Origin of the sequence: Aestuariivirga sp. (assembly GCF_965227715.1) — a bacterium.
Lineage (GTDB): Bacteria > Pseudomonadota > Alphaproteobacteria > Rhizobiales > Aestuariivirgaceae > Aestuariivirga.
In genome coordinates this window covers 3,889,012-3,910,856 of record NZ_OZ245771.1, presented here as the reverse complement: position 1 = coordinate 3,910,856, position 21,845 = coordinate 3,889,012, and the positions used below count along the sequence as shown (strand labels likewise).

Sequence of the window (21,845 nt, the reverse complement as noted above, 5' to 3'; positions counted from 1 at the left end):
AGGTGACCGGCCCAAGTCTAGGGAGGAAACGCCCAGGAAGGGCTACGGAACATCTCTGTCCCGCGAGGCCGATATGGCAGTGCGAAATGGGTGAATCAAGAGGCTATTCGGCAGAATTTTGCACAAGCGGTGAAAAACTGCACACGCCCTGCCGAAGCGCTGTGCAGAAAGCCTTATGATTCAAAGGTTTTCAAGTCGCACAGTGGTTACTCGTCACGCCATGCAGAATTCACATACCACACGTACTTTGTTGCAATGCAGCATAAAACCATAACTTGAGCGTCGTAAGCCCCTCACCTAGGAAGGCTCAAGCGACGGAAGGAACCATGATGCGCACGCCTGACTGGGCTGAACTCACCCGCTTTGCAATCGCGCTGGCCCAAGAATCAGCGGCCGCCATTCTCCCCTACTTCCGCCGCAACACTGCGGTGGAGGTGAAAGACGGCCCGGTGTGGGACCCCGTCACCGAAGGAGACCGCGCCGGCGAACGCGCCATTCGCGCCATGATCGAGCAACATTACCCCAATCATGGCATTCTGGGTGAGGAATATGGCGTCAAGGAAGGCACCTCGGCGCTGACCTGGGTGCTCGACCCCGTGGACGGAACACGCTCCTTCGTGTGCGGCATGCCGACCTGGGCCACGCTCATCGGCCTCAGCTTCGAGGGCAGGCCGGTTCTGGGGCTGATGAACCAGCCTGTCGTGGGCGACATGTTCTACGGCAATCCCGATGGTGCCTGGCATGATTACCGCGGCACCACATCTCCCCTCGCCACCCGCAAGGGCATTTCCCTGAACCGCGCGGCGGTGGGCACCACCGCACCTGAACTCTACCGCAGTGAAGAGAACCAGCGCCGCTTCCAGGCGCTCCGGGCGAAGGCGCAACTGACCCGCTATGGGGGCGATGCCTATTTCTTCTGCATGATGGCGGCCGGCCACATCGACATCGCGATGGATTGCGGTCTCCAGCCCTATGACATCACGCCGCTTCTTCCCATTGTCACGGGTGCCGGCGGCTTTGCGGCTGAGTGGACCGGGGGCGACATTGCGAAAGGCGGCAACGTCATTACCGCCGGTTCGCACGCATTGCTGGATGAAGCCCTTGCCATTATGGCCAGTTGATTGCGCGGAATACCTCTCGGACTATAGTGCGCGCACACAAGGAGCACGCGATGACCACATTGAAAAGCTGGGCCGAAACCGCCGCCCTCCTGGTCGATACCGCGATGGGCCGCGCCAAGGCTGACATGGTGATCCGCAAGGGGCGGTGGGTCAACGTTCACTCCGGCGAGATCATTCCCGAGACGGACATCGCCATCAAGGCCGGCCGATTCGCCTACGTAGGCCCCGATGCCGCCCACACGATCGGGCCGCAGACTGAAATCATTGAGGCCAACGGGCGCTACCTGGTTCCGGGCCTCTGCGATGGCCACATGCATGTTGAAAGCGGCATGGTGACCGTCACCGAATTCGCCCGCGCCGTAATCCCGCACGGCACAACGTCCATGTTCATCGATCCACATGAAATCGCCAATGTGCTGGGCCTACCCGGCGTCAGGCTGATGCATGACGAGGCCATGGGACTTCCCGTCAACATTTTCGTGCAGATGCCTTCCTGCGTACCAAGCGCCCCTGGCCTTGAGAACCCCGGTGCGGAACTTGGTCCCGACGAGGTGCGCGAGGCGATGACCTGGCCCAACATCATTGGCCTGGGCGAGATGATGAATTTTCCCGGCGTCGTCGCCAGTGACGACAAGATGCTGGCAGAGATTGCCGCCACGCAACAGGCGGGCAAAACCGTCGGCGGCCATTATGCTTCACCTGATCTGGGACTTCCTTTTCACGCTTATGCCGCCGGCGGTCCGGCTGACGATCATGAAGGAACCCGCATCGATGATGCCGTCGCCCGCGTGCGGCAAGGCATGCGCGCGATGCTGCGGCTTGGCTCCGCCTGGTATGACGTGGCCAGCCAGATCAAGGCCGTCACCGAACGCGGGCTGGATTCCCGCAACTTCATTTTGTGTACGGACGACTGCCATTCCGGCACGCTGGTGAACGAAGGCCACATGAACCGCGTGGTGCGCCACGCCATCGCCCAGGGATTGAAACCTGTCACCGCCATTCAGATGGCCACGCTGAACACGGCCCAGCATTTCGGGCTCGAGCGCGAATTGGGATCGATCACACCGGGACGCCGGGCTGATGTGATCCTGACCTCCGACCTTGTCGCCTTGCCGGTCGAACTGGTGATCGCCCGCGGCAAGGTTCTGGCAGAGCATGGCAGGCTCACTGCCGAAATTTCGGCCTTCGCTTATCCTGACAGTGCCAAGAACACCGTCAACATGAAGCGCGATCTCGTGGCGTCGGATTTTGCCATTGCAGCGCCCAAGGGCGCCAATGAGGTGACGGCGCGTGTGATCGGCGTGATCGAGAACCAGGCCCCCACCCATGCGCTGGAGAAGCAGCTGAAGGTCTCATCCGGCCTGGTCGAAGGAGATCGCGCGTCGGACGTCTGCCAGATCGCCCTGGTCGAGCGCCACAAGGCGACGGGCGGCGTCACCAACGCCTTCGTTGCGGGGTTTGGCTATAATGTGGATTGCGCCGTGGCTTCAACCGTGGCGCATGACAGCCACCACATGATTGTCGTCGGCACCAGCCGGGAAGACATGGCGACAGCAGCGAATGTGCTGCGGAAGGCCGGGGGCGGTGCCGTGGTCGTCAGCAAGGGAAAAACCCTGGCGCTGGTCGAACTGCCGATCGCCGGCCTGATGTCTGATGAGCGGGCAGAGGTGGTGGCAAAGAAGGCGGACGCCCTGGTCCAGGCGATGAAGGCCTGCGGCTGCACCCTCAACAACGCCTATATGCAGCACTCTCTGCTGGCGCTGGTCGTGATCCCCGAACTGAGGATCTCGGACGTGGGGCTGGTGGATGTCCGAAGCTTCGAAAAAGTGGAGCTCTTCGTCTAGGGCACACGCGGGGATTCAAAGCCCCCGCGTGCATCAATAAAACGCCGGTGCTTATTGCATCGCCAACTTGAGGCACTCGCCTGCGGCCATGGCAGCGGGCTTGGCAACCGAGCGCGGAATCTGCCCGGACATTACGAGCGACTTCGTGGCCGAGGTGACTGCGCCCCGAAGATCGATTGCAGGGGTAACCTGCGGAATGACGGCGTTAAAGATGAGCTGGCCGTTGGCATCAAGCCCGGCGGCGCAGCTGGTGGCTTCTGCTGCACCGGCAAAGGCAGGAGCGGCAGAAATCGCAACGAGGGTCAGAGCGGTAATGATTCGCATGAAGACATATCCTTTTGATGGTTTTCGGCCCGCACCCTAATATCCCCGGACCGAATGGGAATCCGTAGTTCCGCCGATATTGCAGCTCTGCCGGCGGCCAGACGGAAAGGGCCGCCCGGAGGCGGCCCTTGCTCAGTCGTCGCGGTAGACGCGCTCGCGGCGTTCATGCCGCTCCTGCGCCTCGATTGAAAGCGTGGCAATCGGGCGGGCATCAAGCCTCTTGAGGCTGATGGGCTCTCCCGTCTCCTCGCAATAGCCGTATGACCCATCCTCGATTCGCTTCAGTGCGGCATCGATCTTCGATATCAGCTTGCGCTGGCGGTCACGCGTGCGAAGTTCCAGCGAACGGTCCGTCTCGGAGGAGGCTCGGTCTGCGAGGTCCGGCAGCACGTGATTTTCGTCCTGCAGATGCGCAATCGTCTCTTTGCTTTCCTTGAGGATATCGTCCTTCCAGGCCAGAAGCTTCGTCCGGAAGTAATCCCGCTGCCGCTCGTTCATGAACGGCTCGTCGTCACTGGGTTTGTAGTCTTCGTCGACTTCTGCAGCCATCTCGAACTCTCTGTGAACCCCTGCTTGGCGCGGGCTTATAGCGGCAGCCCGCCCCTTCCACAATAGCCGGTTTGCGGGCCTCGTAAGCTCATCCACTCCTCAGCTATCGCCATGATTCGGCGACGTTTTCGTGACATTTGCCAAGGCAGCGAGGGAATGTAACAAGAGCTGATACCCGATCTGGAAAGAAGGACATGGCCATGCGCTTCGAAGGAACGGCGGATTATGTTGCCACAGACGACCTCCGGGCGGCGGTCAACGCCGCGATCGTGCTTGAGCGCCCGCTCCTGGTGAAGGGCGAACCCGGCACCGGAAAGACGGTCCTTGCACGCGAGATCGCCGCAGCCCTCAAGACGCCCATTATCGAATGGCATGTCAAGTCGACGACCAAGGCTCAGCAGGGCCTCTATGAGTATGACGCGGTCGCACGTCTGCGCGACTCCCAGCTGGGCGACGGCCGGGTTCAGGACATTGCGAACTACATCCGCCGCGGCAAGCTATGGCACGCCTTTACCGCCGGCCAGCGCCCTGTGCTGCTGATCGACGAGATCGACAAGGCCGACATCGAGTTTCCCAACGACCTCCTGCAGGAATTGGACCGCATGGAGTTCTTCGTCTACGAGACCGGCGAGACAGTGAAGGCGATGCGGCGGCCGATCGTCATCATCACATCGAACAACGAGAGGGAGCTGCCGGATGCCTTTCTGCGCCGCTGTTTCTTTCACTACATCAAATTTCCGGACAGCGAGACGATGCAGGCCATCGTCGATGTGCATTTCCCTGGCATCAAGAAACGCCTGGTATCGGAAGCGCTCAATGTCTTTTTCGAACTCCGCGAGGTTCCAGGGCTCAAGAAGAAGCCCTCAACCTCAGAACTCCTCGACTGGCTGAAACTACTCCTCAATGAGGATGTCGACCCCGAGACGCTGCGCGAGCGCGACACCCGAAAGATGATCCCGCCACTGCACGGTGCCCTTCTCAAGAACGAGCAGGACGTCATGCTGTTTGAGCGCCTGGCGTTCATTGCACGCCGCGAGGGGCGCTAAGAGAGAGCATTGGCCACCTCACCTGGGGTCATATGTGTAATAAGGTCACGGCTGTTGACCTTGACGTCAATGTAGATCTGCGCCAATCTCCCCTGAAAGTTGTATTGGTAGACCAAAATGCCGGGCGCCCTCACCCCCGAACCTTATTTGCTCGTCCCCGCAATGCCCACCCCAAACGGCCCTCTCCACTTGGGCCATGTTTCCGGGCCATACCTGAAAACGGATGTTATGGCCCGCGCCCTGCGGCGGGCCGGGCACCGGGTAGCGCTTGTTTCAGCCAGCGACAGTTGGGAAATGCACGTGCTTCCGAGAGCCATTCGCGAAAATCGCTCGCCGGAAGAGATTTGCGCCACCTATCATAGCCAAATCGAGGATTGTTTTGACCAGTTGAACATCCGGTTCGACGCCTTCTTCAATCCGATCGATAAAAGCCATAGCGACCGGGCAGAGGAGGTATACCGCTCCCTCTACAGCGAACTCGCAACCGACCACCCGCTGGCGGGCATCACGTTCCGCCCCGAGCGCATCACCTACAGCCTGCCGCATGCGCAGCCGGTTCTCGGAAGCCACATAGCGGGACAATGCCCCAACTGTGGAGTGCCCGATCTTGGAGGCTTCTATTGCGAAGACTGCGGCTTTGAAATTTCGCCCGAAGACATCATTGGATATTGGTCGGAGCTGCCAAACGATTCCTCGGAATGGCAGGATTACACCAGCGCCTTCATCCGGATATATGATACTCCTGCCTTTCGCCGGGAGCTTGAGAAGCGATGTCAGGACTTAACTTTCATCGATCTTGCCATGGCAAGCCTGAGCTTCAACAAATCAGCCACACGCCTGTCGCACCCCGCCCGCTGGGGGGCAAAACTGCATGACCAGAGAGTGTCGGCCGGCAGTGTCTTCTTTTCCTATCCCGGAATGTATGCGCTCTCGATCCTATGCGGCGAGGTAGCCAAGGATTTTCTGGGGCAGACGGTGAACCCATTCAAAAAGGAGAGTGGCGTCACCCTCGTCAAAAGCTTCGGCTTCGACAATACGGCACCTTATCTGATCGGGGCAACTGCCATCGGGCTCACCAGCAAAGACTGGCGCCCGTTTGATCATTACCTCACCAACCACTTTGCGACGCTCGAGGGGAGCAAGTTTTCCACCAGTGGCAATCACGCAATCTGGGCCAATGTGGCGCGGCGGCAACTCGCCACCTCATCGGACTCATTGAGGGCCTATCTCTGCTGGATGAACCCGCAGCATCAGTGCGCGGACTTCTCGGAAGCCGCATTTTCAAAGTTCAAGCTCGACTGGGAAGACCGCATCCGCGCCTTGGCTCATGCCCCGGCGACACAACCGATGGATGGCGCCGACTATCACCTATTCATTGAACTGCTCGACACCCAGCTTCGGCTCCTTGAACCCGGCTCCCTGAACCTGAGAAAAGCCTTTGAGACACTGGACAGCTGGTTGACCCATGCCGAACGTCGCCGGGCAACCAGCAGCGGACAGAGCTGGTCTCTCGCCTTCGCGATGCTGGCTTACCCCTTCCTGCCCGGCCTCGGCAAAACATTGATCGACAACGCGGGCGCAGAGAACGGCTTCACTTCGAATTTGCCGGCAGGGCTCGCTGGCGTGAACGCCGTGCGATCTGCTTATGATCACATCCTTTCAAGCCCTGCTGAAATCATCATCAAGGGAGGGCACCATGGTGGCCATCGCCCCGACTATCTCTGAACCCGCTGATGTGGTCTGTGTCGGAGCAGGCCCCGCCAATCTCAGCTTCGCGTCCCTCGCCCAGAAGCGTACCGGCCTCGACGTGCATGTGATCGAAAAGAGTTCCAGCATCAGCTGGCACCCCTATGCCCTTTATGACGAGAGCAATCTCCAGACGTCGCTGCTTGAGGATCTGGTCACACCGGTTGATCCTTCACATGACTCGTCCTTTCTCTGCTTCCTGGCCGCCAAGCAACGCATGACGCAATTCCTCTGCGCGTCGGACCCGGTGGTAACGCGGGTGGAATTCCAGCAGTACCTCCAATGGGCGGCAGAGCGCGTGCAAAACTTGGCACTTGGCGAATCGGTGGAACGGGTAACCCGCAAGAGTGATCTGTTCAAGATCGAGACGACGGCACGGACTCTCTACGCGCGGAATATCTCGCTTGGGGTGGGGGTGGAGCCCTTTGTGCCCGCTTGGGCCTCACATTCACCCTCTGCGCAGGTCATGCACGCATGGACACTGAGCGAAACCAAACCGGACGTGACGGGGGCAACCGTCGCAGTGGTCGGTGGCGGGCAGACCTCCGCAGAAGTGGTCGACACGCTTTTGAACGGCACCTACGGCAAGCTGGCAAGAATTATCTGGATATGCCGCCGGTCTAATCTGTTCCCAATGGATGACACGCCCTTCGTGAACGAATTCTTCTCCCCCCAATACGCCCGCTACTTCAACACACTGACTCTGGAGGCAAGAAGCCGCATTGCCAATGCTAACCGGCTTCTGTGCGACGGCATCTCGAGCGGCATGGCAGCGTCGCTCTACAACAAGATCTACGCTGCCCAGCATGTCGCCGAAACGCCTACCACCGTGTCCATCGCTCTTGATCAGGACGTCACGGCACTCGAAGTCCACGGCCGCCCCCACACTCTGATACTCCAGTCGAATGCAGATGGCTTGATTACCCCCATCTCCGCAGATGCAGTCATACTGGCAACCGGATGCACGCGCCCTTTTCCGCATTTTCTGAAGGAATTGAGCGGCCTCTTTCAATATGACGAAGGCGACGAGTTCAAGCTCGATCAACACTATCGCGTCTTGTGGAACATCGAAACGCAGCAGCAAATCTACGCCCATAATCGCGGACGGAGAACCCATGGGCTTGGCGATAATACGTTCTGTATGGTGTCCTGGCGAAGCGCAATCATGCTGAATGATATCCTGAAGAGGGAAGTGTTCGCAGCCGCTCCGCCGCCAACCGCGATTGATTGGATGTTCGGGCGCTAAATGTCAGCCAACGCCTCAAGCCGGGGTCAATTCTGGCGCCTCCTGGGAGAATGGCGGACAATCGGCCTCTGCGCGATTCCGCCCACTATCTGGGGAATATGCTTTGCGGCAAACAAAGAAGGCATGAGATTTTTTTCGCCGGTCGAACAGATTACCCTCCAGCTCTTCTCCGCAATCGCCATCTCCTCCATAATGGTGGTCGTCTTTCGGCTGTGGCGGCGGCTATCGCTACGGGAGGTGTTGATCATCGGCCTCTGCGGCATTTTTGAGCCTGGGCTTACCTATCTGTTCGGTCAACACGGCCTTCAACTGACAGACGCCGGCATTGTCTCGGTAATTTTCTCCAGCGAAGCCGTCGTCACAGTCCTTCTGTTGGCCCTGCTGCGGATTGAAGCGATCACACCCATGATGTTTGGCCTGGCAGCAATGGCCTTTGCAGGGGTCTTGTTGGTGGTCGGAGCAGATGTCACCGGTGGGCCGCGCGGCTCTGCCTTCGGTTATGGTCTGTTGGCATTGTCCGTTATAATGGCATCGCTCTACGCCATCATTTCCACAGCGTTCGCAGTCCGGGGCGACGTGATATTTCTGGTGCTCATTCAGCAGATATTCGCCCTTGGATTGTTAGGTGCATATTCCGCCATCACCGGAGCCACCATCATCCCCCATATCTGGTCTCAGATCCCGCCAGCGCAGTGGGTCAATCTCATCATCTGTGGCGCCGCCCAATTTTCGGTCGCCTTCGCGGTTTTTCAACTGGCACTGAGGGCATCGCCGTATCGCGCTGTCGTATTTCTCAATCTCATTCCCCTGATAGGCCTGCTCGCCGGCTATGTCGTCCTCGACGAGACGCTTCTTGCAAGCCAGGCTCTTGGCGTGGCCATCACGATTTGCGCTTTGACGATGATTGCCAAGCACAGAACGTCAACCTGAACGGAGACCGGAGAGAAGCATGCCAGTCGTTTCATTCGGAAAGTCCGAAATCGTGAAAGCCGGCTATTTTCTGCAGACACCGATGGACCTCGCCCTCACTGACAATGCGGGCGCACCGGTCGAGTTCTGCAAATTCTCTTTACAATCCAACGCAAGCACTATGGATGATGAACATGAAGAACACGAGATATGGTTCATCATTTCCGGTAGTGGCGAACTCGATCTCGGTGGGGAAATGTTCGCCGTGTCCGCGGGGGCAACGATCTACATCGAGCCCTGTTGCAGACACCGGCTTTTCAACACCGGGCCGGAAGATATGAACGTCATTTCGGTATACTGGGGCGCAGACGCCTGAATGGAGAATCCAGCCATGGTCGACCAATTTCGCATGAGCATGTCTTCAGCCTTGAAGACTCTTCCGGGTCCTGATCCCGAGGACGCGAATTACAACATCCTGTTCGTGCGGGGAACCGCCGAACTCTTGGTCTACGCGCCCAAGGGCGTCGACAACCAGGAGATTCACGACCGGGACGAATTCTACTTCATCGTCAGCGGCAAGGGTAAATTCTTCGACGGCCACTCGACTCTCGATTTTTCCTCAGGAGATGCACTGTTCGTTGCGGCCGGTGTGGAGCATCGCTTCGTCGATTTTACTGATGACTTAAGCATGTGGGTTCTGTTCTACGGGCCGCTGGGTGGAGAAAAGAGCAAATGACGACTGCGCTCTTGCACTTGAACTGCGTTGCAGCTGAATCCAGCACCGGCCGGCGCCACTGGGTTGCCAGAAGGAAGATCGATCCCGGCACGGTCATTGCCTTCTTCTCGGGTGAGATCGTCAACACGCAAGAAATGCTCAGGCGAGTCCGGCGCGGAAACGGAAACGTGGATGACCCACTCCAGATTTCCCGGGATTTTTACATCTTGTTGGATGAGGACTCGCAGCTCTTTTCCCACTCCTGTGAGCCCAATGCAGGCGTTCGCGGCGTGAACACGCTTTTCGCACTGTCCGAAATAGACGAAGGAGAAGTCGTCTCGCTGGACTTTTCGACGGTGGTTGGCGTCAGCCTCTTCGATCAAATCTGGGAGATGAATTGCAACTGTGGTACGGCCACATGCCGCCGCTTCCTGAAGTCCGTCCTGTCCCTTCCGCGCGAAACACTAAAGCGTTATGCCATCATGGGGGCGTTGCCGGATTTCATCATGACGGATCTGATCTCCACCGAAAGCTCACCATTGACCTACAAGAAGTGAGTTCCACAGCTAGCGGTCGTTGCGGCTCATCCACTTCAGCGCGTAGGGCACGAACCAGGCATTGCCGCGATACCAGAACTTTGATGGTGGCTCGGTGTCGAACACGCTGTCGCCGCCCTCGCCTCCCAAGATGCGACGGGCGATTTTCTTGCCGAACAGCGTTCCCATCGGAACACCGGCAAAGCAGTATCCACTGCCATAATAAACGCCCTCATGGCGGCCGATCCGCGGCGTTATGTCGAAGGTGCCGCCGCATTTTCCCGTCCACACATGGTCAAACTGCAGATCCCCCATCTCGGGGAATATTCGCACCAGCCGATGCTTCAGGCGCTCACCCATGACGCGCAAATCCGCGTCGATCTCTCCGGTGAGGCCGCCAAAGGTGATGCGCGTGTTGTCCCCCGGCGCAATGCGCATCCAGTCGACGTTGAAATTCCAGTCGATGAAGGTGCGGTCACCCGGAAGCAGCGCCCGCACGCGGTTCTCGCTCATCGGGGCAGACACTGCCTGATAGGCATGAAACGGCATGATGCGCCTTTGGAGCCACGGGAATTCTCGCCCGCCATATCCGTTTGTGGCGAACACCAGGTCGCGCGCCTCAGTCCTGGCGCCTTTCAAGAAGACCGTGAAACCCGTCTCCTCCTTGCGGAACCCAAGAACAGGGGTGAAGGCGCAGATGCCAACACCTGCAGCGCGCGCGGCATCGAGCAGGCCCTTATGATAAAGGCCTGGGTGCAATCCCGCATGATCTGCAATTCGCACTCCCCCGAAATAGTGATCGGACGCGATTTCACTGTGCTGATCTGCCCGGCTCACCAGCTGGAATCGTTCGCCCAGATGCTTCTCGCGCAAGGTGAACTCGCGCGCCATTGCCTCCCGCATAGCGGATGAGGTGGCGAGCAGCAGGCGGCCCTGCTGCTTGTAGTGGCAGTCGATGTTTTCCCTATCCACCGTCTCCTTCACGGCCAGAAACGCCTCCATCAACTCGCCATAGACAGCTTTTGCCTTGTCGAGGCCCTCATGCGCCATGATCTCGCCGAAGGAGTGCTTCAGCGTGCGGCCCACATACCCCGCATTGCGGGTGGAGGCGCCATGGCCGGGCTCCTTTGCCTCGAAAACCGTCACCTGCCGGCCCCCACGGGCCAGAGCAATCGCCGCGGTGAGGCCCGTGATGCCAGATCCGACGATCGCCACATCCGTGCGCTTTGGCGGTGCAGCGCGTTGGGCATCCTCATGGGGCGCTGCACGCCACCAATAGGGGTCGAGGGAGGCGTTGGAACTGAGTGCACTGCTGCCGAATGCCATGACCTAAGCTGCCCTTCCGTAGCGCCGTTCATCCAGCCGGTCCTTCAGCTGCATGTACCAATAACCCGCTTGCACGCCGGCACGGCCAAATGGCCCGCCTGCCCATTGCGGGCCGAACGGCTCAAAGCGGCGGAATTCATCATCCTTCGCAGCAATTGCGCGTGACAGCAGAATGCCACCCATGGCGGTTGTGTTCATTCCGTGGCCACCGAAGGCAGTGGCCCACCATTGCCCCTGCCCGTCACTGCCAATCAACGGCATGAAGTGCGGTGCATAACCCATAAGCCCGGACCAGGCATAATCGATCCTGGGATTGCCAAGTTCCGGGAATACAGAAATCATGTCGCCTTTCATCCGCTCCGCCAGGCGGCGGGGTTCAGACACGCGGGTGGTGATCGCACCTCCCCACAGCAACCGGCCTTCACCGACCAGCCGGTAGTAATTGCCAGCGCGCCGCGTATCCGAAATAGCGCTCCGTGTACGGATCACATCCTGCGTCAGCGGTTCCGTTACGGCAACATAGGTTGCAACGGGAAGCACGGCGCGTCCCGTCGGCTTGTGAAGTGTCCGGTCCAGCGAGGACATGCAATAGACCACGTTTGCCGCTCGCACCTCGCCTTGCGCCGTGCGCACCACCCAAACCGCACCCTGCCGCTCGACGTTGGCGGCCGGCGAGTTCTCGAAGATACGTGCCCCCGCAATTTCAGCTTTTTTCGCGAGCATCAGCGAGTAGCGCAGCGGATGCATGTGAAAGGCGGTGGGATCGTAGGAGGATTGAAAATAACGCAAGGTGTTCACCCGCGCCCGCGTTTCAGCCACATCGAAGAATTGCATCTCCTGGCCGTAATCGCGTGCCATCTCTGCCACAGCCGCCTGCTTTGCCGCAGCATTGGAGTAGCGGATGCAGCCCTGCCAGCCCTCCCCGGCCTTGATAGAGGGATCGGTTTCGGCAATCTCCCTGCGCACGAATTCAGTGCCGTGGCGGGACAGCTGATAGAGTGCCTGCGCCGCCTCGAGGCCCACCCGCTTGGCGACATTCCCCATGCCTTCCGCGAAGCCATTTGAAACAAAGCCGCCATTCCGGCCCGAAGCACCCCAGGCGATGCGCCTGGCCTCCAGCAATACGACGGACTGGCCGCGCCTGGCGAGTTCCAGCGCCGTGGTCAGACCGGCAAGACCCCCACCGATGACACAGTTGTCTGCCTCGACCCGGCCCGAAAGCTCTGGCCGGAGCGGCCCCCGCTCCGCCGTTGCCTCATACCAAGTCCGGTCGGAATAGTTCGCATCGATCATTCTCAAGTCCTAAATCGCGCCAGTTGCTCCCGCCCCATGCCTTCCGCTATGGAACGCTGCATGCGCTTCAAATCAGGCAAAGACTTCGCGAACTGGCCCCAGAAGGCTGTCACCATATTCGGCATGTCCGGTGTGGGCAAGACAACGCTCTCGAACCTGTTGCAGGATTCGGGCTGGTATCACTATTCCGTCGATTACCGGATCGGTACCCGCTACATGGGCGAGCATATTGTCGACAACTTCAAGCGGGAGGCGATGCGCGTTCCCTTTCTGCGTGACCTGCTGCTGTCAGACTCGATTCACATACAGTCCAACATCACCTTCGATCACCTGAAGCCGCTCTCCACATATCTTGGCAAGCCTGGCAACCCGGAGAAGGGCGGCATCTCATTCGCCGAATACCGCAAGCGCCAGAACCAGCACCGCGAGGCAGAGATCGCAGCCCTTCTCGATGTTCCAGTCTTCATCGGCAAGGCGCGGGATATCTATCAGTATGGCAATTTCGTCTGTGACTCGGGTGGTTCGCTGTGCGAGATCGTGGAACCGGCGGACCCGCGCGACCCCGTTCTCTCCACCCTCGCGGAGAACACGCTGCTCCTTTATATCGAAGGAACGCCCGAACATACCAGAATGCTGGTGGAGCGTTTCCGCAAGGCGCCGAAGCCCATGTATTACCAGCCCCAGTTCCTTGAGCGGAAATGGGCGGAATACAAGGCGCTGAATGCCATCGGCAATGACGATGACGTGGACCCCGATGGCTTTGCCGTCTGGGGCTTTGAACAGCTTCTTCACCACCGCATTCCACTCTACAAGGCGATTGCGGATAATTTCGGCTACACGGTCCGAATGCGAGACGTGCCATCAATCCAGTCCGAAGAGGACTTCACCGCACGTCTCAGCAGCATCATAGACCAGGCCAGTTAGAAAATGCCCATTCGCATCCCCAATGATCTACCCGCACGCCGCACGCTTGAATCTGAAGGCGTGATGGTCATGACGGAGGCCAGCGCCGCCCGTCAGGATATCCGCCCGCTGCGCATCGGCCTCCTCAATCTCATGCCAAACAAGATCAAGACGGAGACGCAGTTCGCAAGGCTCATCGGTGCCACACCGCTGCAGGTCGAACTGACCCTCATCAAGATCACCAGCCATACGCCGAAGAACACCTCGGCCGATCACATGCTCGCCTTCTATGAAGACTGGGCTGATGTGGCGGATCAGAAATTTGACGGCTTCATCGTCACCGGCGCTCCTGTCGAACTGCTCGATTTCGAGGATGTCACCTATTGGAATGAGTTGGCGGCGATCTATGCCTGGACGCAGACGCATGTGCATTCAACCTTCAACATCTGCTGGGGGGCACAAGCAGCGCTCTGGCATTTCCACAAGGTGCCGAAGCATGCGCTGCCCAGAAAGCGCTTCGGCGTTTACACGCACCGCAACTTGAAGCCCAACTCGCCCTATCTCCGCGGTTTCTCGGATGATTTCTCGATCCCCGTCTCCCGTTGGACCGAAAACCATCGCGCCGATCTGCCGGGGGACAAGCAGCTCGAGATCCTGATGGAGTCAGATGAGGCAGGTCTTTGCCTCATCAGCGATCCCGCACACCGCTCGCTCTACATGTTCAACCACATCGAATATGACACGACCTCTTTGGCGGACGAATACTGGCGGGATCGGACGGCCGGAAAATCGATTGAGCTTCCAGCCAATTATTTTCCGAACAACGATCCCGAACTCCCGCCCGAGAACCGCTGGAGAAGCCACGCGCATCTTCTCTTCGGCAATTGGATCAATGAGGTCTACCAGACGACGCCCTTCGACCTATCGGAGATTGGCGGCTGAGGCTAGGATGCCCCCCCGCGACACGAACGGGGGACAATCAACCATGCCAGCACGTCAACTTCTTCTCCTCCGCCATGCCAAGGCCATCCTCGGCGCGCCTGGCATGGCAGATCTTGACCGACCGCTGGCGGAGCGCGGTGAAAGTGCCGCCCGGCTCATCGGACGGCACCTTGCACAGCAAGGGCTGGTGCCGGACCTCGTCCTCTGTTCGCCTGCAAAACGCACCAGAGAAACCTGGGAGATCGCGGCGCGCGAATTGCCTCACCTGCCGGAAACCCGTCTGATCGATGAACTCTATGATTTCGGCGATGGCGGGGCCCTCCTGGGGGCGATCCGGCAGCATGGCGGAACGGCAGCGCGCCTCATGCTTGTGGCCCACAATCCGGCCACTCAGACCCTGGCACTTGGCCTTTCGGCATCCGGCGGCAAGCCCCTGCGCCGCCAGATGGCGGAGAAATATCCCACGGCCGGCCTTGCCGTCATCACCTTTGCCGCGGGATATTGGGTGGAAACCACAACAGGAACGGGCCGCCTGGACGCCTTCATCCGCCCGCGCGACCTGGAACCAGGCTGACGCTTTTCCTTGCGCTGCACGCCCGATGCTACCACTTATGTCCTGAAAATAATGGGGTATTGAGACATCGCCAGCTTCACTGACATCGTGGACGGCACGCGCATTGCCGCCGGGGGGCTCGCGGATTTCGCGACGGGTCTCATCAACCCGTCCGTCAGGCTGGGTGTGACTGGCCTGTCTCGGGCGGGGAAGACGGTCTTCATTACAGCACTGGTCAACTCCCTCCTCAAGGGCGGACGCTTTCCCGCCTTTGAAGCGATGAGTGGCGGGCGTATCACGCGCTGCTATCTGGAACCGCAGCCGGACGACACGCTGCCCCGTTTTGCCTTCGAATCCCACATGAAGGCGCTCTCCGGAGAATCCCGGCATTGGCCTGAGAGCACGAACCGCATCAGCCAACTGAGAATTACCGCGGAATACACGCCGGTCGGCTTCATTTCCCGCAGCTTCGGGAGCGGCAAGCTCCACATCGACATTGTGGATTACCCCGGCGAGTGGCTGCTTGATTTGCCATTGATGCGCATGAGCTATGCCGAATGGTCTGCTGCAACCATCGCGGCCAGCCGCATGGCACCCCGCCTCGCACTCGCGGGCGACTGGCATGCTCTCCTCTCGACGCTTGATCCCGCACGGCCTGCAGACGAGCAGGATGCGATCACGGCAGCAGAGCTCTTCACCGCCTATCTGGCGCGCTGCCGGAAAGACGATGTGTCACTCTCCACCCTGCCCCCCGGCCGCTTTCTGATGCCCGGAGACTATAAGGGCTCGCCCTTGCTTGCTTTCGCACCGCTGGACGTCAGTCCGGCTACTGAGCTTCACAAGGGCTCTCTCGGGGCGCTGATGGAGCGCCGATATCAGGCCTATGTCTCGACCATTGTGAAGCCGTTTTTCTATGGCCACTTCGCCCGCCTCGACCGGCAAATCGTCCTGGTTGATGCGCTGACCGCGCTCAATGCCGGGGCTTCGGCCGTGAAGGACCTGCAGCAGGCCCTTGCCGATATTCTCTCGTGCTTCCGGCAAGGTGCAAATTCACTGCTCTCCAACCTCTTCGGGCGCCGCATCGACCGTGTTCTCTTCGCGGCCACTAAGGCGGATCTCCTCCACCACACGAGCCACGACCGGCTGGAGAACATCCTTAAGACAATCGTCGAAGAAGCGATGACCCGTGCAGAGTATTCAGGGGCCGAGATCGACGTCGCCGCACTTGCCGCCATCCGCGCGACGCGTGAGGCGAGTGTGAAGCAGAAGGGTGAAACGCTCGAATGCATCGTCGGCACACCACTCTCCGGTGAACAGCTTGGCGGGACCGAGTTCGACGGCATGACCGAGGCCGCGATCTTCCCAGGAGACCTGCCCAAGGAAGCAGAAAGGGCGCTGGACGGAGCCGTTGAGGGAAGCCTCAAATTCGTCCGCTTCCGACCGCCCGTGCCAAAAGATGGCACCTGGCCCCACATCAGGCTGGACCGCACCATGGAATTCCTCCTGGGGGACCGTTTCCTATGAGTGACAAGCCCCGCAATCCGCAAGCCTTCGTGCTGGAACAGGAGCAGCCGGACGAACCGCCCGCGCGCAAACCCCGCGCCATGACCGGCATCACCTTCGAGCCGGAATTGGATGAAGGTGATCTCATCGTCATGCCGCCCGCGCCACTGGCGAGATCCCGCCGTTTCCACTGGGGGACGCTGCTCATCGGCGCGCTGTTCACCCTGGTCAGCATGTGGGCCGGCCTGGCGGTAACCAAGCTGGTGGAAGATTTCTTCACGCGTTCGCCCGCTCTCGGCTGGGTGGCGCTGGGCGTTGCCAGCGTTGCGGCTCTCGCAGCACTCGTCATCATCTCGCGGGAAATCTGGGCGCTCGCCAGGCTCCGTCAAATTGAACATATCCAGATCGATGCTGCGCACGCCATCAACGCTGATGATACGCGCGCCGCAAACCGCGCGGTCGAAAATCTCAAGTCCCTCTATGCCTCGAGGTCCGATGCCCAGCTTGGTCTTCGCGAGTTGAAGCAGTATGAGAGTGACATTCTAGACGGCCGCGACCGCGTCAAGCTCGCCGAGCGCCATCTCGTGTCCTGGCGCGATGCGGAGGCCCATCGCATCATCGCACATGCCGCCCGCCGTATAACCTTTCTCACCACGGTTGCGCCCACGGCCGCACTCGACATCCTGTTCGTCGCCGCACAAAACTTGCGCATGATGCGGGAACTCGCAACGCTTTATGGCGGCAGGCCGTCAACCCTTGCCACACTAAGGCTCGCGCGCATGGTACTGAGCCACCTGGCGCTGACGGGCGGCATCGCCCTGTCTGACAATCTGGTGCAGCACGTCGTGGGACGGGGCCTTCTTGGCCGCCTCTCAGCACGCTTTGGCGAAGGCACGGTGAACGGCATACTGACCGCACGCGTGGGCCTTGCCGCGCGCGATGTGTGCCGGCCCATTCCACAGGAAGCCTCAGCCAAGGAAACTCTCGGCAGCCTGATGAAGGAACTCGTGTCCTCTGCCCCTCCAGAGAAGGAAGAATGAGGCATCTCGCCTCCGCGGTTCTTGTCGCCCTGCTCACGCTTCCGGCGCAGGCAGAGAGCAGAGGCACGCGGATCGCCATGGCGGTTGCCTTGCTGGATGTGGCCGGAGACCAGTGTGGAGGGCTGGTGCAGGTGGACGAAGGCGTGAAGAAGACTCTCTACGAGCACTTCCATGAATATGACATTGCAGGCCTTGCCTCTATTCTCTCACGGCCTCTGAACGCCTTCTACGAGGACTTCACCTATGAGGCGAAGCAGAGCCGGAAGGCGTTCTGCCGACACGCGCCGGTGATAGCCGCCAGCACGGGATACCCCGTTTTCACTGCCGGGGGCGACTGATGTTCTTATCGTTCTTTACGCAGCTGAAGGCCGCGGGACTTCCGGTCTCGCTCAGGGAATATCTGACGCTCCTCGAGGCTTTGGACAAGGGGCTGGCGCAATATGAAACGGAGGAGTTCTATTTCCTCTCCCGCGCAGCACTGGTGAAGGATGAGCGCAATCTGGACCGGTTTGACCGCGTCTTTGGCCATGTCTTCAAAGGTCTCGTGAGCCCCGGTGATGCGCTGCTGGCGGATATCCCCGAAGAATGGCTGCGGAAACTCGCGGAGAAACATCTGACGGAAGATGAGAAGAAGCTCGTTCAGGCCTTGGGCGGTCTCGAAAAGATTCTGGACGAACTCAAGAAGCGGCTGGAAGAGCAGAAAGGCCGCCATCAAGGCGGCAGCAAATGGGTGGGAACAGCCGGCACTTCACCCTTCGGCGCCCATGGCTATAATCCCGCCGGCGTGCGCATCGGGCAGGATAAGAACCGGAACAACCAGGCTGTGAAGGTGTGGGACCGCCGCGACTTCAAGGACCTCGACGGCACGGTGGAGCTGGGCACGCGCAACATCAAACTGGCGCTTCGGCGATTGCGCAAATTCGCCCGCGAAGGTGCGGCGGAGGAGCTCGATCTCGCTGACACCATCCGCTCCACCGCCCGTCAGGGGTGGCTTGACGTGAAGCTGGTGCCGGAACGGCGCAATACCGTAAAAGTGTTGATCTTCTTTGACGTTGGCGGATCAATGGACCCGCACATCCGGATATGTGAGGAGCTGTTCTCCGCAGCCCGCGCCGAGTTCAAGAACCTTGAATATTTTTACTTTCACAACTGCGTCTATGAAAATGTGTGGAAGAGCAACAGCCGCCGTAACGCCGAGCGCATCGATACCTGGCGCGTGCTCCACACTTATGCGCATGACTACAAGGTGATCTTCGTGGGTGATGCCTCCATGAGCCCTTATGAGCTCACTCATGAGGGCGGCTCCGTTGAGCATTGGAACGACGAACCGGGCCTAACCTGGTTGCAGCGGATTGTAAGCACATATCCCAAGGCGGTCTGGCTCAACGCCGGGGCCGAGCGATATTGGAGCTATTCACCCTCGATCAACCTCGTCTCGCGCACGCTCGAAGGACGGATGTTTCCGTTGACACTCGATGGCATCGACCGCGCCATGCGCGAACTCGTGCGTTGATCGGCCTTCCGTGACGTGAACAGAAGTTCATGCGCTGGAGCGACGGATATGCCTCCGCCTTTCGTCCTTCTCTCATCGTAGGTCAAAGGAGTATCACGATGCAGAGACGTTTGAAGCTTGTTGCGGCAACCGCCACGGCGGCAATGCTGACGCTGGGCGCGGGTTTAGCCCACGCGGACAGGGGGGATGGCGACATGTGCGGCATGCGCCATGGACCGGGGCCTATGGGACGCCAGTTGGTGGAGCGCTATGACGCCAACAAGGATGGCACCGTCACGCAGCAGGAAATCGACCAGAACCGCACACAGTGGCTCGCCGATTTCGATGCGGACAAGAACGGGATGCTGTCACTTGATGAGTTCAAGCTGCTCTGGCTCAAGGCGCGCAATGAGATGATGGTGCGCGAATTCCAGTTCTTCGACCGGGATGGCAACGGCCAGGTGACGTTGGACGAATATCAGCTTCCGGCAGCGGACCTTGCCAGCAGGGGTGATGGACCCCCAGGGCGGGACGGACGTGGACCCGGCCCCCGCTGGCGCCACGGCCCAGGAATGGACCACGGCATGGATCGCGGGATGGATCATGGCAGGCCGCGCGTCATGGCTTTGGCACCCTGTGCTGGCAATGATGACGGTCCCCCACCGCCGCCGCCGGGCGATCAGCCCCCGCCGCCGCCAGGTGACGGCGATTCCAACCCCTGAGGCCCTGCCTCGGCCCGGAGCCCCCTGCTCCGGGCCTTTTCTTTTCTGCGCGTTCCGGCCATTGAAGCCTGAGATTCATGGAGGATTGCGGAACGTGACGGAGTTCACTCCACTTGCCGGCCTATATGGTGGCATTCTCATTGGTCTCTCTGCCGTCCTGCTCATGGGCGGGATCGGCCGTGTCGCCGGACTGTCCGGCATTTTCGGTGCACTGCTTGGCCGCTGGAAGACCGAGAATGCCTGGCGTGCCCTGTTCATGGCAGGCCTTCTGCTCGGAGCCATTCTCACCGCCCTGTTCGGCGGCTTCGATTCGAACACGATGGCCTTTCCCGGCAATCCTCTCACCACGATTGCGGGCGGCCTTCTCGTTGGCATAGGCACTGCAATTGGGGCGGGTTGCACGTCAGGGCATGGCATCTGCGGCATTGCGCGGGGGTCACCCAGAAGCATGGTGACAACGGCCATATTCATGGGCGTGGCTTTGATCACCGTCTTCATTCTGCGCCACGTGATCGGAGGCTGAGATGGACAAGCTCACAGCACTCTTCGCCGGCCTGCTCTTTGGTGCCGGGGTCACCCTCTCCGGCATGGTGAATCCGATGAAGGTTCAGAACTTCATGGACCTCTTCGGCACGTGGGATCCCACGCTGCTCTTCGTTATGGGGGCAGCACTCGCCACCGCCGTCGCGGGTTACGCCTTCGTGCTGAGATGGCGCAAACCTCTCTATGCCGAAAGCTTCAGCAGTCCAGCGCATCAGCTCTTTGACTACCGGCTGATGGGAGGTGCGGCGTTGTTCGGCCTCGGCTGGGGCCTGTCAGGCTTTTGCCCAGGTCCGGCGCTGGCTTCTCTCGTCTTCGGCTACTGGCCGTCGGTGCTCTTTGTTCTCGCCATGGCTGCGGGCATGCTCATTGTGCGGCTTACATCCGGCCGAAGCGCGTCATGAGTGTGAGGAGCTCGTCGGCGGGAAGTGCGATCGCCGTGTTCCCATCCCGCCCCACCATCGTGTCGGCCATCAGCATGGAATCGATCACCGCCTCCTCGGTCGCCTCAACCGTTGCCGTGAACAGCTGATCGATGTCGCCGTTGCCGAGCGCCTCCATGTGAAGAAGGCCACTGCGGAGGCTGAAGGCCTGCTCATTCGCGGTGGAGAAGGCCAGGAAGATATCGCCTGAGGAGTTATTCCCCACCGTTCCCGTGCGGGCGAGCCCCAGCGGCACCCGCCGGGCAAGCCGTTTCAACTGATGCGCCATCAACGGCGCATCCGTCGCGACGATGGCAATGACGGAACCCTGCTCCTTGCCCCTGAGCTTGCCGTGAAGCAGATGCCGCCCTGCCGGCACGCCGAGCACTGTGAAATCCTCCCGCCGCCCGAAGTTGGACTGCACGAAAACGCCAAGCGTGTAGCGCCCTCCGGCAATGTCGACAACGCGCGAGGCGGAACCGTTTCCGGCCTTGAAATCATAGGTCAGCATGCCCGTGCCGCCGCCCACGCTGCCCATCGGGATAGGCCCGCTCCGGGCGCTATCGAGTGCGGCGATCGTGTGCTCTGCCGTCACGTGGAAGCCGTTGATGTCATTCAGGTCGCCGTCATAGGTTTCCGCAGCAACGGGAAGCCCCCAGTCCTGGCCCGTGCCGACGCCGCGGCCCACCAGCCAGCGAATCGTCGCATCCCGCGTCACGCCGCAGGAGTGGGTGTTGGTGATGGTAATGGGCGTTTGCAGTTCGCCCGATTCCTCGATCCAGACGACACCCGTCATCTCCCCATTGCCGTTCAAGGAGTAATAGCCCGCAGCGCAAGGTACATGGGCTTTCGCTTTCCCACGCGGCAAGATAGCGGTGACACCGGTGCGTACGGGGCCATGGCCGGGGCGCAAGGGGCCCTCACCTGAAATGAGCGTTACCTCACCCAGTTCCACGCCGGGCACATCGGTGATGGCATTCCATAGCCCTGCTGTTCCCGGAAACGGAAGCCCCAACGCGCGTCCGCGCTTGCGCTGTGTCAACTTGGTCTCTCCCCATTGCCCATTCACCACA

At 60.1% G+C, this 21,845-nt stretch carries 24 protein-coding genes; 19 read left to right on the top strand and 5 right to left on the bottom strand.

The annotated features are described in order from the left end of the window. Window positions 1-326 precede the first annotated feature (326 nt). Both ACO06F_RS18500 and ade read left to right on the top strand, forming a co-directional pair. Window positions 327-1,121: an inositol monophosphatase family protein gene (locus ACO06F_RS18500; RefSeq protein ID WP_421694202.1), complete on the top strand. Its 795-nt coding sequence runs from the start codon at window positions 327-329 to the stop codon at window positions 1,119-1,121. Between the two features lie 50 nt (window positions 1,122-1,171). After that, window positions 1,172-2,965 (top strand): adenine deaminase, encoded by a 1,794-nt coding sequence (ade, locus tag ACO06F_RS18495; protein WP_421694201.1) that lies wholly within the window; start codon window positions 1,172-1,174, stop codon window positions 2,963-2,965. Window positions 2,966-3,016: 51 nt separating this feature from the next. On the opposite strand, the gene ACO06F_RS18490 is transcribed toward ade, so the two are convergent. Further along, entirely contained in the window at window positions 3,017-3,289 is a 273-nt protein-coding gene (locus ACO06F_RS18490; RefSeq protein WP_421694200.1) for a hypothetical protein, read from the bottom strand. A gap of 132 nt (window positions 3,290-3,421) precedes the next feature. Next, entirely contained in the window at window positions 3,422-3,838 is a 417-nt protein-coding gene (gene dksA / locus ACO06F_RS18485; RefSeq protein WP_421694199.1) for an RNA polymerase-binding protein DksA, read from the bottom strand. 200 nt (window positions 3,839-4,038) lie between these two features. Here dksA and ACO06F_RS18480 point away from each other — a divergent pair, with 200 nt between their 5' ends. The 7 genes from ACO06F_RS18480 (at window position 4,039) to ACO06F_RS18450 (ending at window position 10,057) form a co-directional block, all read left to right on the top strand. Then, the gene (locus tag ACO06F_RS18480; protein WP_421696720.1) at window positions 4,039-4,884 is read left to right on the top strand and encodes an AAA family ATPase; all 846 of its coding nucleotides are present in this window, start codon (window positions 4,039-4,041) and stop codon (window positions 4,882-4,884) included. 117 nt (window positions 4,885-5,001) lie between these two features. Further along, window positions 5,002-6,609 (top strand): class I tRNA ligase family protein, encoded by a 1,608-nt coding sequence (locus tag ACO06F_RS18475; RefSeq protein WP_421694198.1) that lies wholly within the window; start codon window positions 5,002-5,004, stop codon window positions 6,607-6,609. Then, a complete protein-coding gene (locus tag ACO06F_RS18470) occupies window positions 6,581-7,876 on the top strand; it encodes a SidA/IucD/PvdA family monooxygenase (protein WP_421694197.1) in 1,296 nt (431 codons plus the stop codon). The genes ACO06F_RS18475 and ACO06F_RS18470 overlap by 29 nt, the downstream gene beginning before the upstream one ends. Window positions 7,877-7,999: 123 nt before the next feature. After that, window positions 8,000-8,806: a DMT family transporter gene (locus tag ACO06F_RS18465; protein ID WP_421694196.1), complete on the top strand. Its 807-nt coding sequence runs from the start codon at window positions 8,000-8,002 to the stop codon at window positions 8,804-8,806. A gap of 19 nt (window positions 8,807-8,825) precedes the next feature. Continuing rightward, the gene (locus ACO06F_RS18460) at window positions 8,826-9,161 is read left to right on the top strand and encodes a cupin domain-containing protein (RefSeq protein WP_421694195.1); all 336 of its coding nucleotides are present in this window, start codon (window positions 8,826-8,828) and stop codon (window positions 9,159-9,161) included. A 15-nt stretch (window positions 9,162-9,176) separates the two neighbouring features. Next, the gene (locus ACO06F_RS18455) at window positions 9,177-9,521 is read left to right on the top strand and encodes a cupin domain-containing protein (protein ID WP_421694194.1); all 345 of its coding nucleotides are present in this window, start codon (window positions 9,177-9,179) and stop codon (window positions 9,519-9,521) included. Further along, window positions 9,518-10,057, top strand: a complete 540-nt coding sequence (locus ACO06F_RS18450; protein ID WP_421694193.1) for a hypothetical protein — start codon at window positions 9,518-9,520, stop codon at window positions 10,055-10,057. Before ACO06F_RS18455 ends, ACO06F_RS18450 begins: the two co-directional genes overlap by 4 nt. A gap of 9 nt (window positions 10,058-10,066) precedes the next feature. Here the strand turns inward: ACO06F_RS18450 and ACO06F_RS18445 are convergent, their stop codons facing one another. Together ACO06F_RS18445 and ACO06F_RS18440 are read right to left on the bottom strand one after the other, a co-directional pair. After that, entirely contained in the window at window positions 10,067-11,362 is a 1,296-nt protein-coding gene (locus ACO06F_RS18445; protein WP_421694192.1) for an NAD(P)/FAD-dependent oxidoreductase, read from the bottom strand. Window positions 11,363-11,365: 3 nt separating this feature from the next. Beyond that, the gene (locus ACO06F_RS18440) at window positions 11,366-12,655 is read right to left on the bottom strand and encodes an NAD(P)/FAD-dependent oxidoreductase (protein ID WP_421694191.1); all 1,290 of its coding nucleotides are present in this window, start codon (window positions 12,653-12,655) and stop codon (window positions 11,366-11,368) included. A gap of 60 nt (window positions 12,656-12,715) precedes the next feature. Between ACO06F_RS18440 and ACO06F_RS18435 the strand changes: the two genes are divergently transcribed. From ACO06F_RS18435 to ACO06F_RS18390, 10 genes are all read left to right on the top strand, one after another. Beyond that, window positions 12,716-13,579: an ATPase gene (locus ACO06F_RS18435; RefSeq protein WP_421694190.1), complete on the top strand. Its 864-nt coding sequence runs from the start codon at window positions 12,716-12,718 to the stop codon at window positions 13,577-13,579. A gap of 3 nt (window positions 13,580-13,582) precedes the next feature. Further along, complete coding sequence (gene metA / locus ACO06F_RS18430) at window positions 13,583-14,500, top strand: homoserine O-acetyltransferase MetA (RefSeq protein WP_421694189.1); 918 nt, start codon at window positions 13,583-13,585, stop codon at window positions 14,498-14,500. A 43-nt stretch (window positions 14,501-14,543) separates the two neighbouring features. Beyond that, entirely contained in the window at window positions 14,544-15,074 is a 531-nt protein-coding gene (locus tag ACO06F_RS18425; RefSeq protein ID WP_421694188.1) for a SixA phosphatase family protein, read from the top strand. A gap of 66 nt (window positions 15,075-15,140) precedes the next feature. Then, a complete protein-coding gene (locus ACO06F_RS18420) occupies window positions 15,141-16,577 on the top strand; it encodes a YcjX family protein (protein WP_421696719.1) in 1,437 nt (478 codons plus the stop codon). Continuing rightward, window positions 16,574-17,596 (top strand): YcjF family protein, encoded by a 1,023-nt coding sequence (locus tag ACO06F_RS18415; protein WP_421694187.1) that lies wholly within the window; start codon window positions 16,574-16,576, stop codon window positions 17,594-17,596. The genes ACO06F_RS18420 and ACO06F_RS18415 overlap by 4 nt, the downstream gene beginning before the upstream one ends. Continuing rightward, window positions 17,593-17,934 carry a hypothetical protein gene (locus tag ACO06F_RS18410; RefSeq protein WP_421694186.1) on the top strand — a complete coding sequence of 114 codons (342 nt, stop codon included), beginning with the start codon at window positions 17,593-17,595 and terminating at the stop codon, window positions 17,932-17,934. The genes ACO06F_RS18415 and ACO06F_RS18410 overlap by 4 nt, the downstream gene beginning before the upstream one ends. Further along, on the top strand, window positions 17,934-19,109 hold the full coding sequence (locus ACO06F_RS18405; protein WP_421694185.1) for a vWA domain-containing protein: 1,176 nt from the start codon (window positions 17,934-17,936) through the stop codon (window positions 19,107-19,109). The genes ACO06F_RS18410 and ACO06F_RS18405 overlap by 1 nt, the downstream gene beginning before the upstream one ends. Before the next feature lie 98 nt (window positions 19,110-19,207). After that, window positions 19,208-19,810 carry an EF-hand domain-containing protein gene (locus tag ACO06F_RS18400; protein WP_421694184.1) on the top strand — a complete coding sequence of 201 codons (603 nt, stop codon included), beginning with the start codon at window positions 19,208-19,210 and terminating at the stop codon, window positions 19,808-19,810. Between the two features lie 94 nt (window positions 19,811-19,904). Continuing rightward, window positions 19,905-20,333 carry a YeeE/YedE family protein gene (locus tag ACO06F_RS18395; protein WP_421694183.1) on the top strand — a complete coding sequence of 143 codons (429 nt, stop codon included), beginning with the start codon at window positions 19,905-19,907 and terminating at the stop codon, window positions 20,331-20,333. 1 nt (window position 20,334) lies between these two features. Beyond that, complete coding sequence (locus tag ACO06F_RS18390; protein WP_421694182.1) at window positions 20,335-20,754, top strand: DUF6691 family protein; 420 nt, start codon at window positions 20,335-20,337, stop codon at window positions 20,752-20,754. Here the strand turns inward: ACO06F_RS18390 and ACO06F_RS18385 are convergent. Then, complete coding sequence (locus ACO06F_RS18385; protein WP_421694181.1) at window positions 20,729-21,814, bottom strand: P1 family peptidase; 1,086 nt, start codon at window positions 21,812-21,814, stop codon at window positions 20,729-20,731. The genes ACO06F_RS18390 and ACO06F_RS18385 overlap by 26 nt on opposite strands. Window positions 21,815-21,845: the final 31 nt, after the last annotated feature.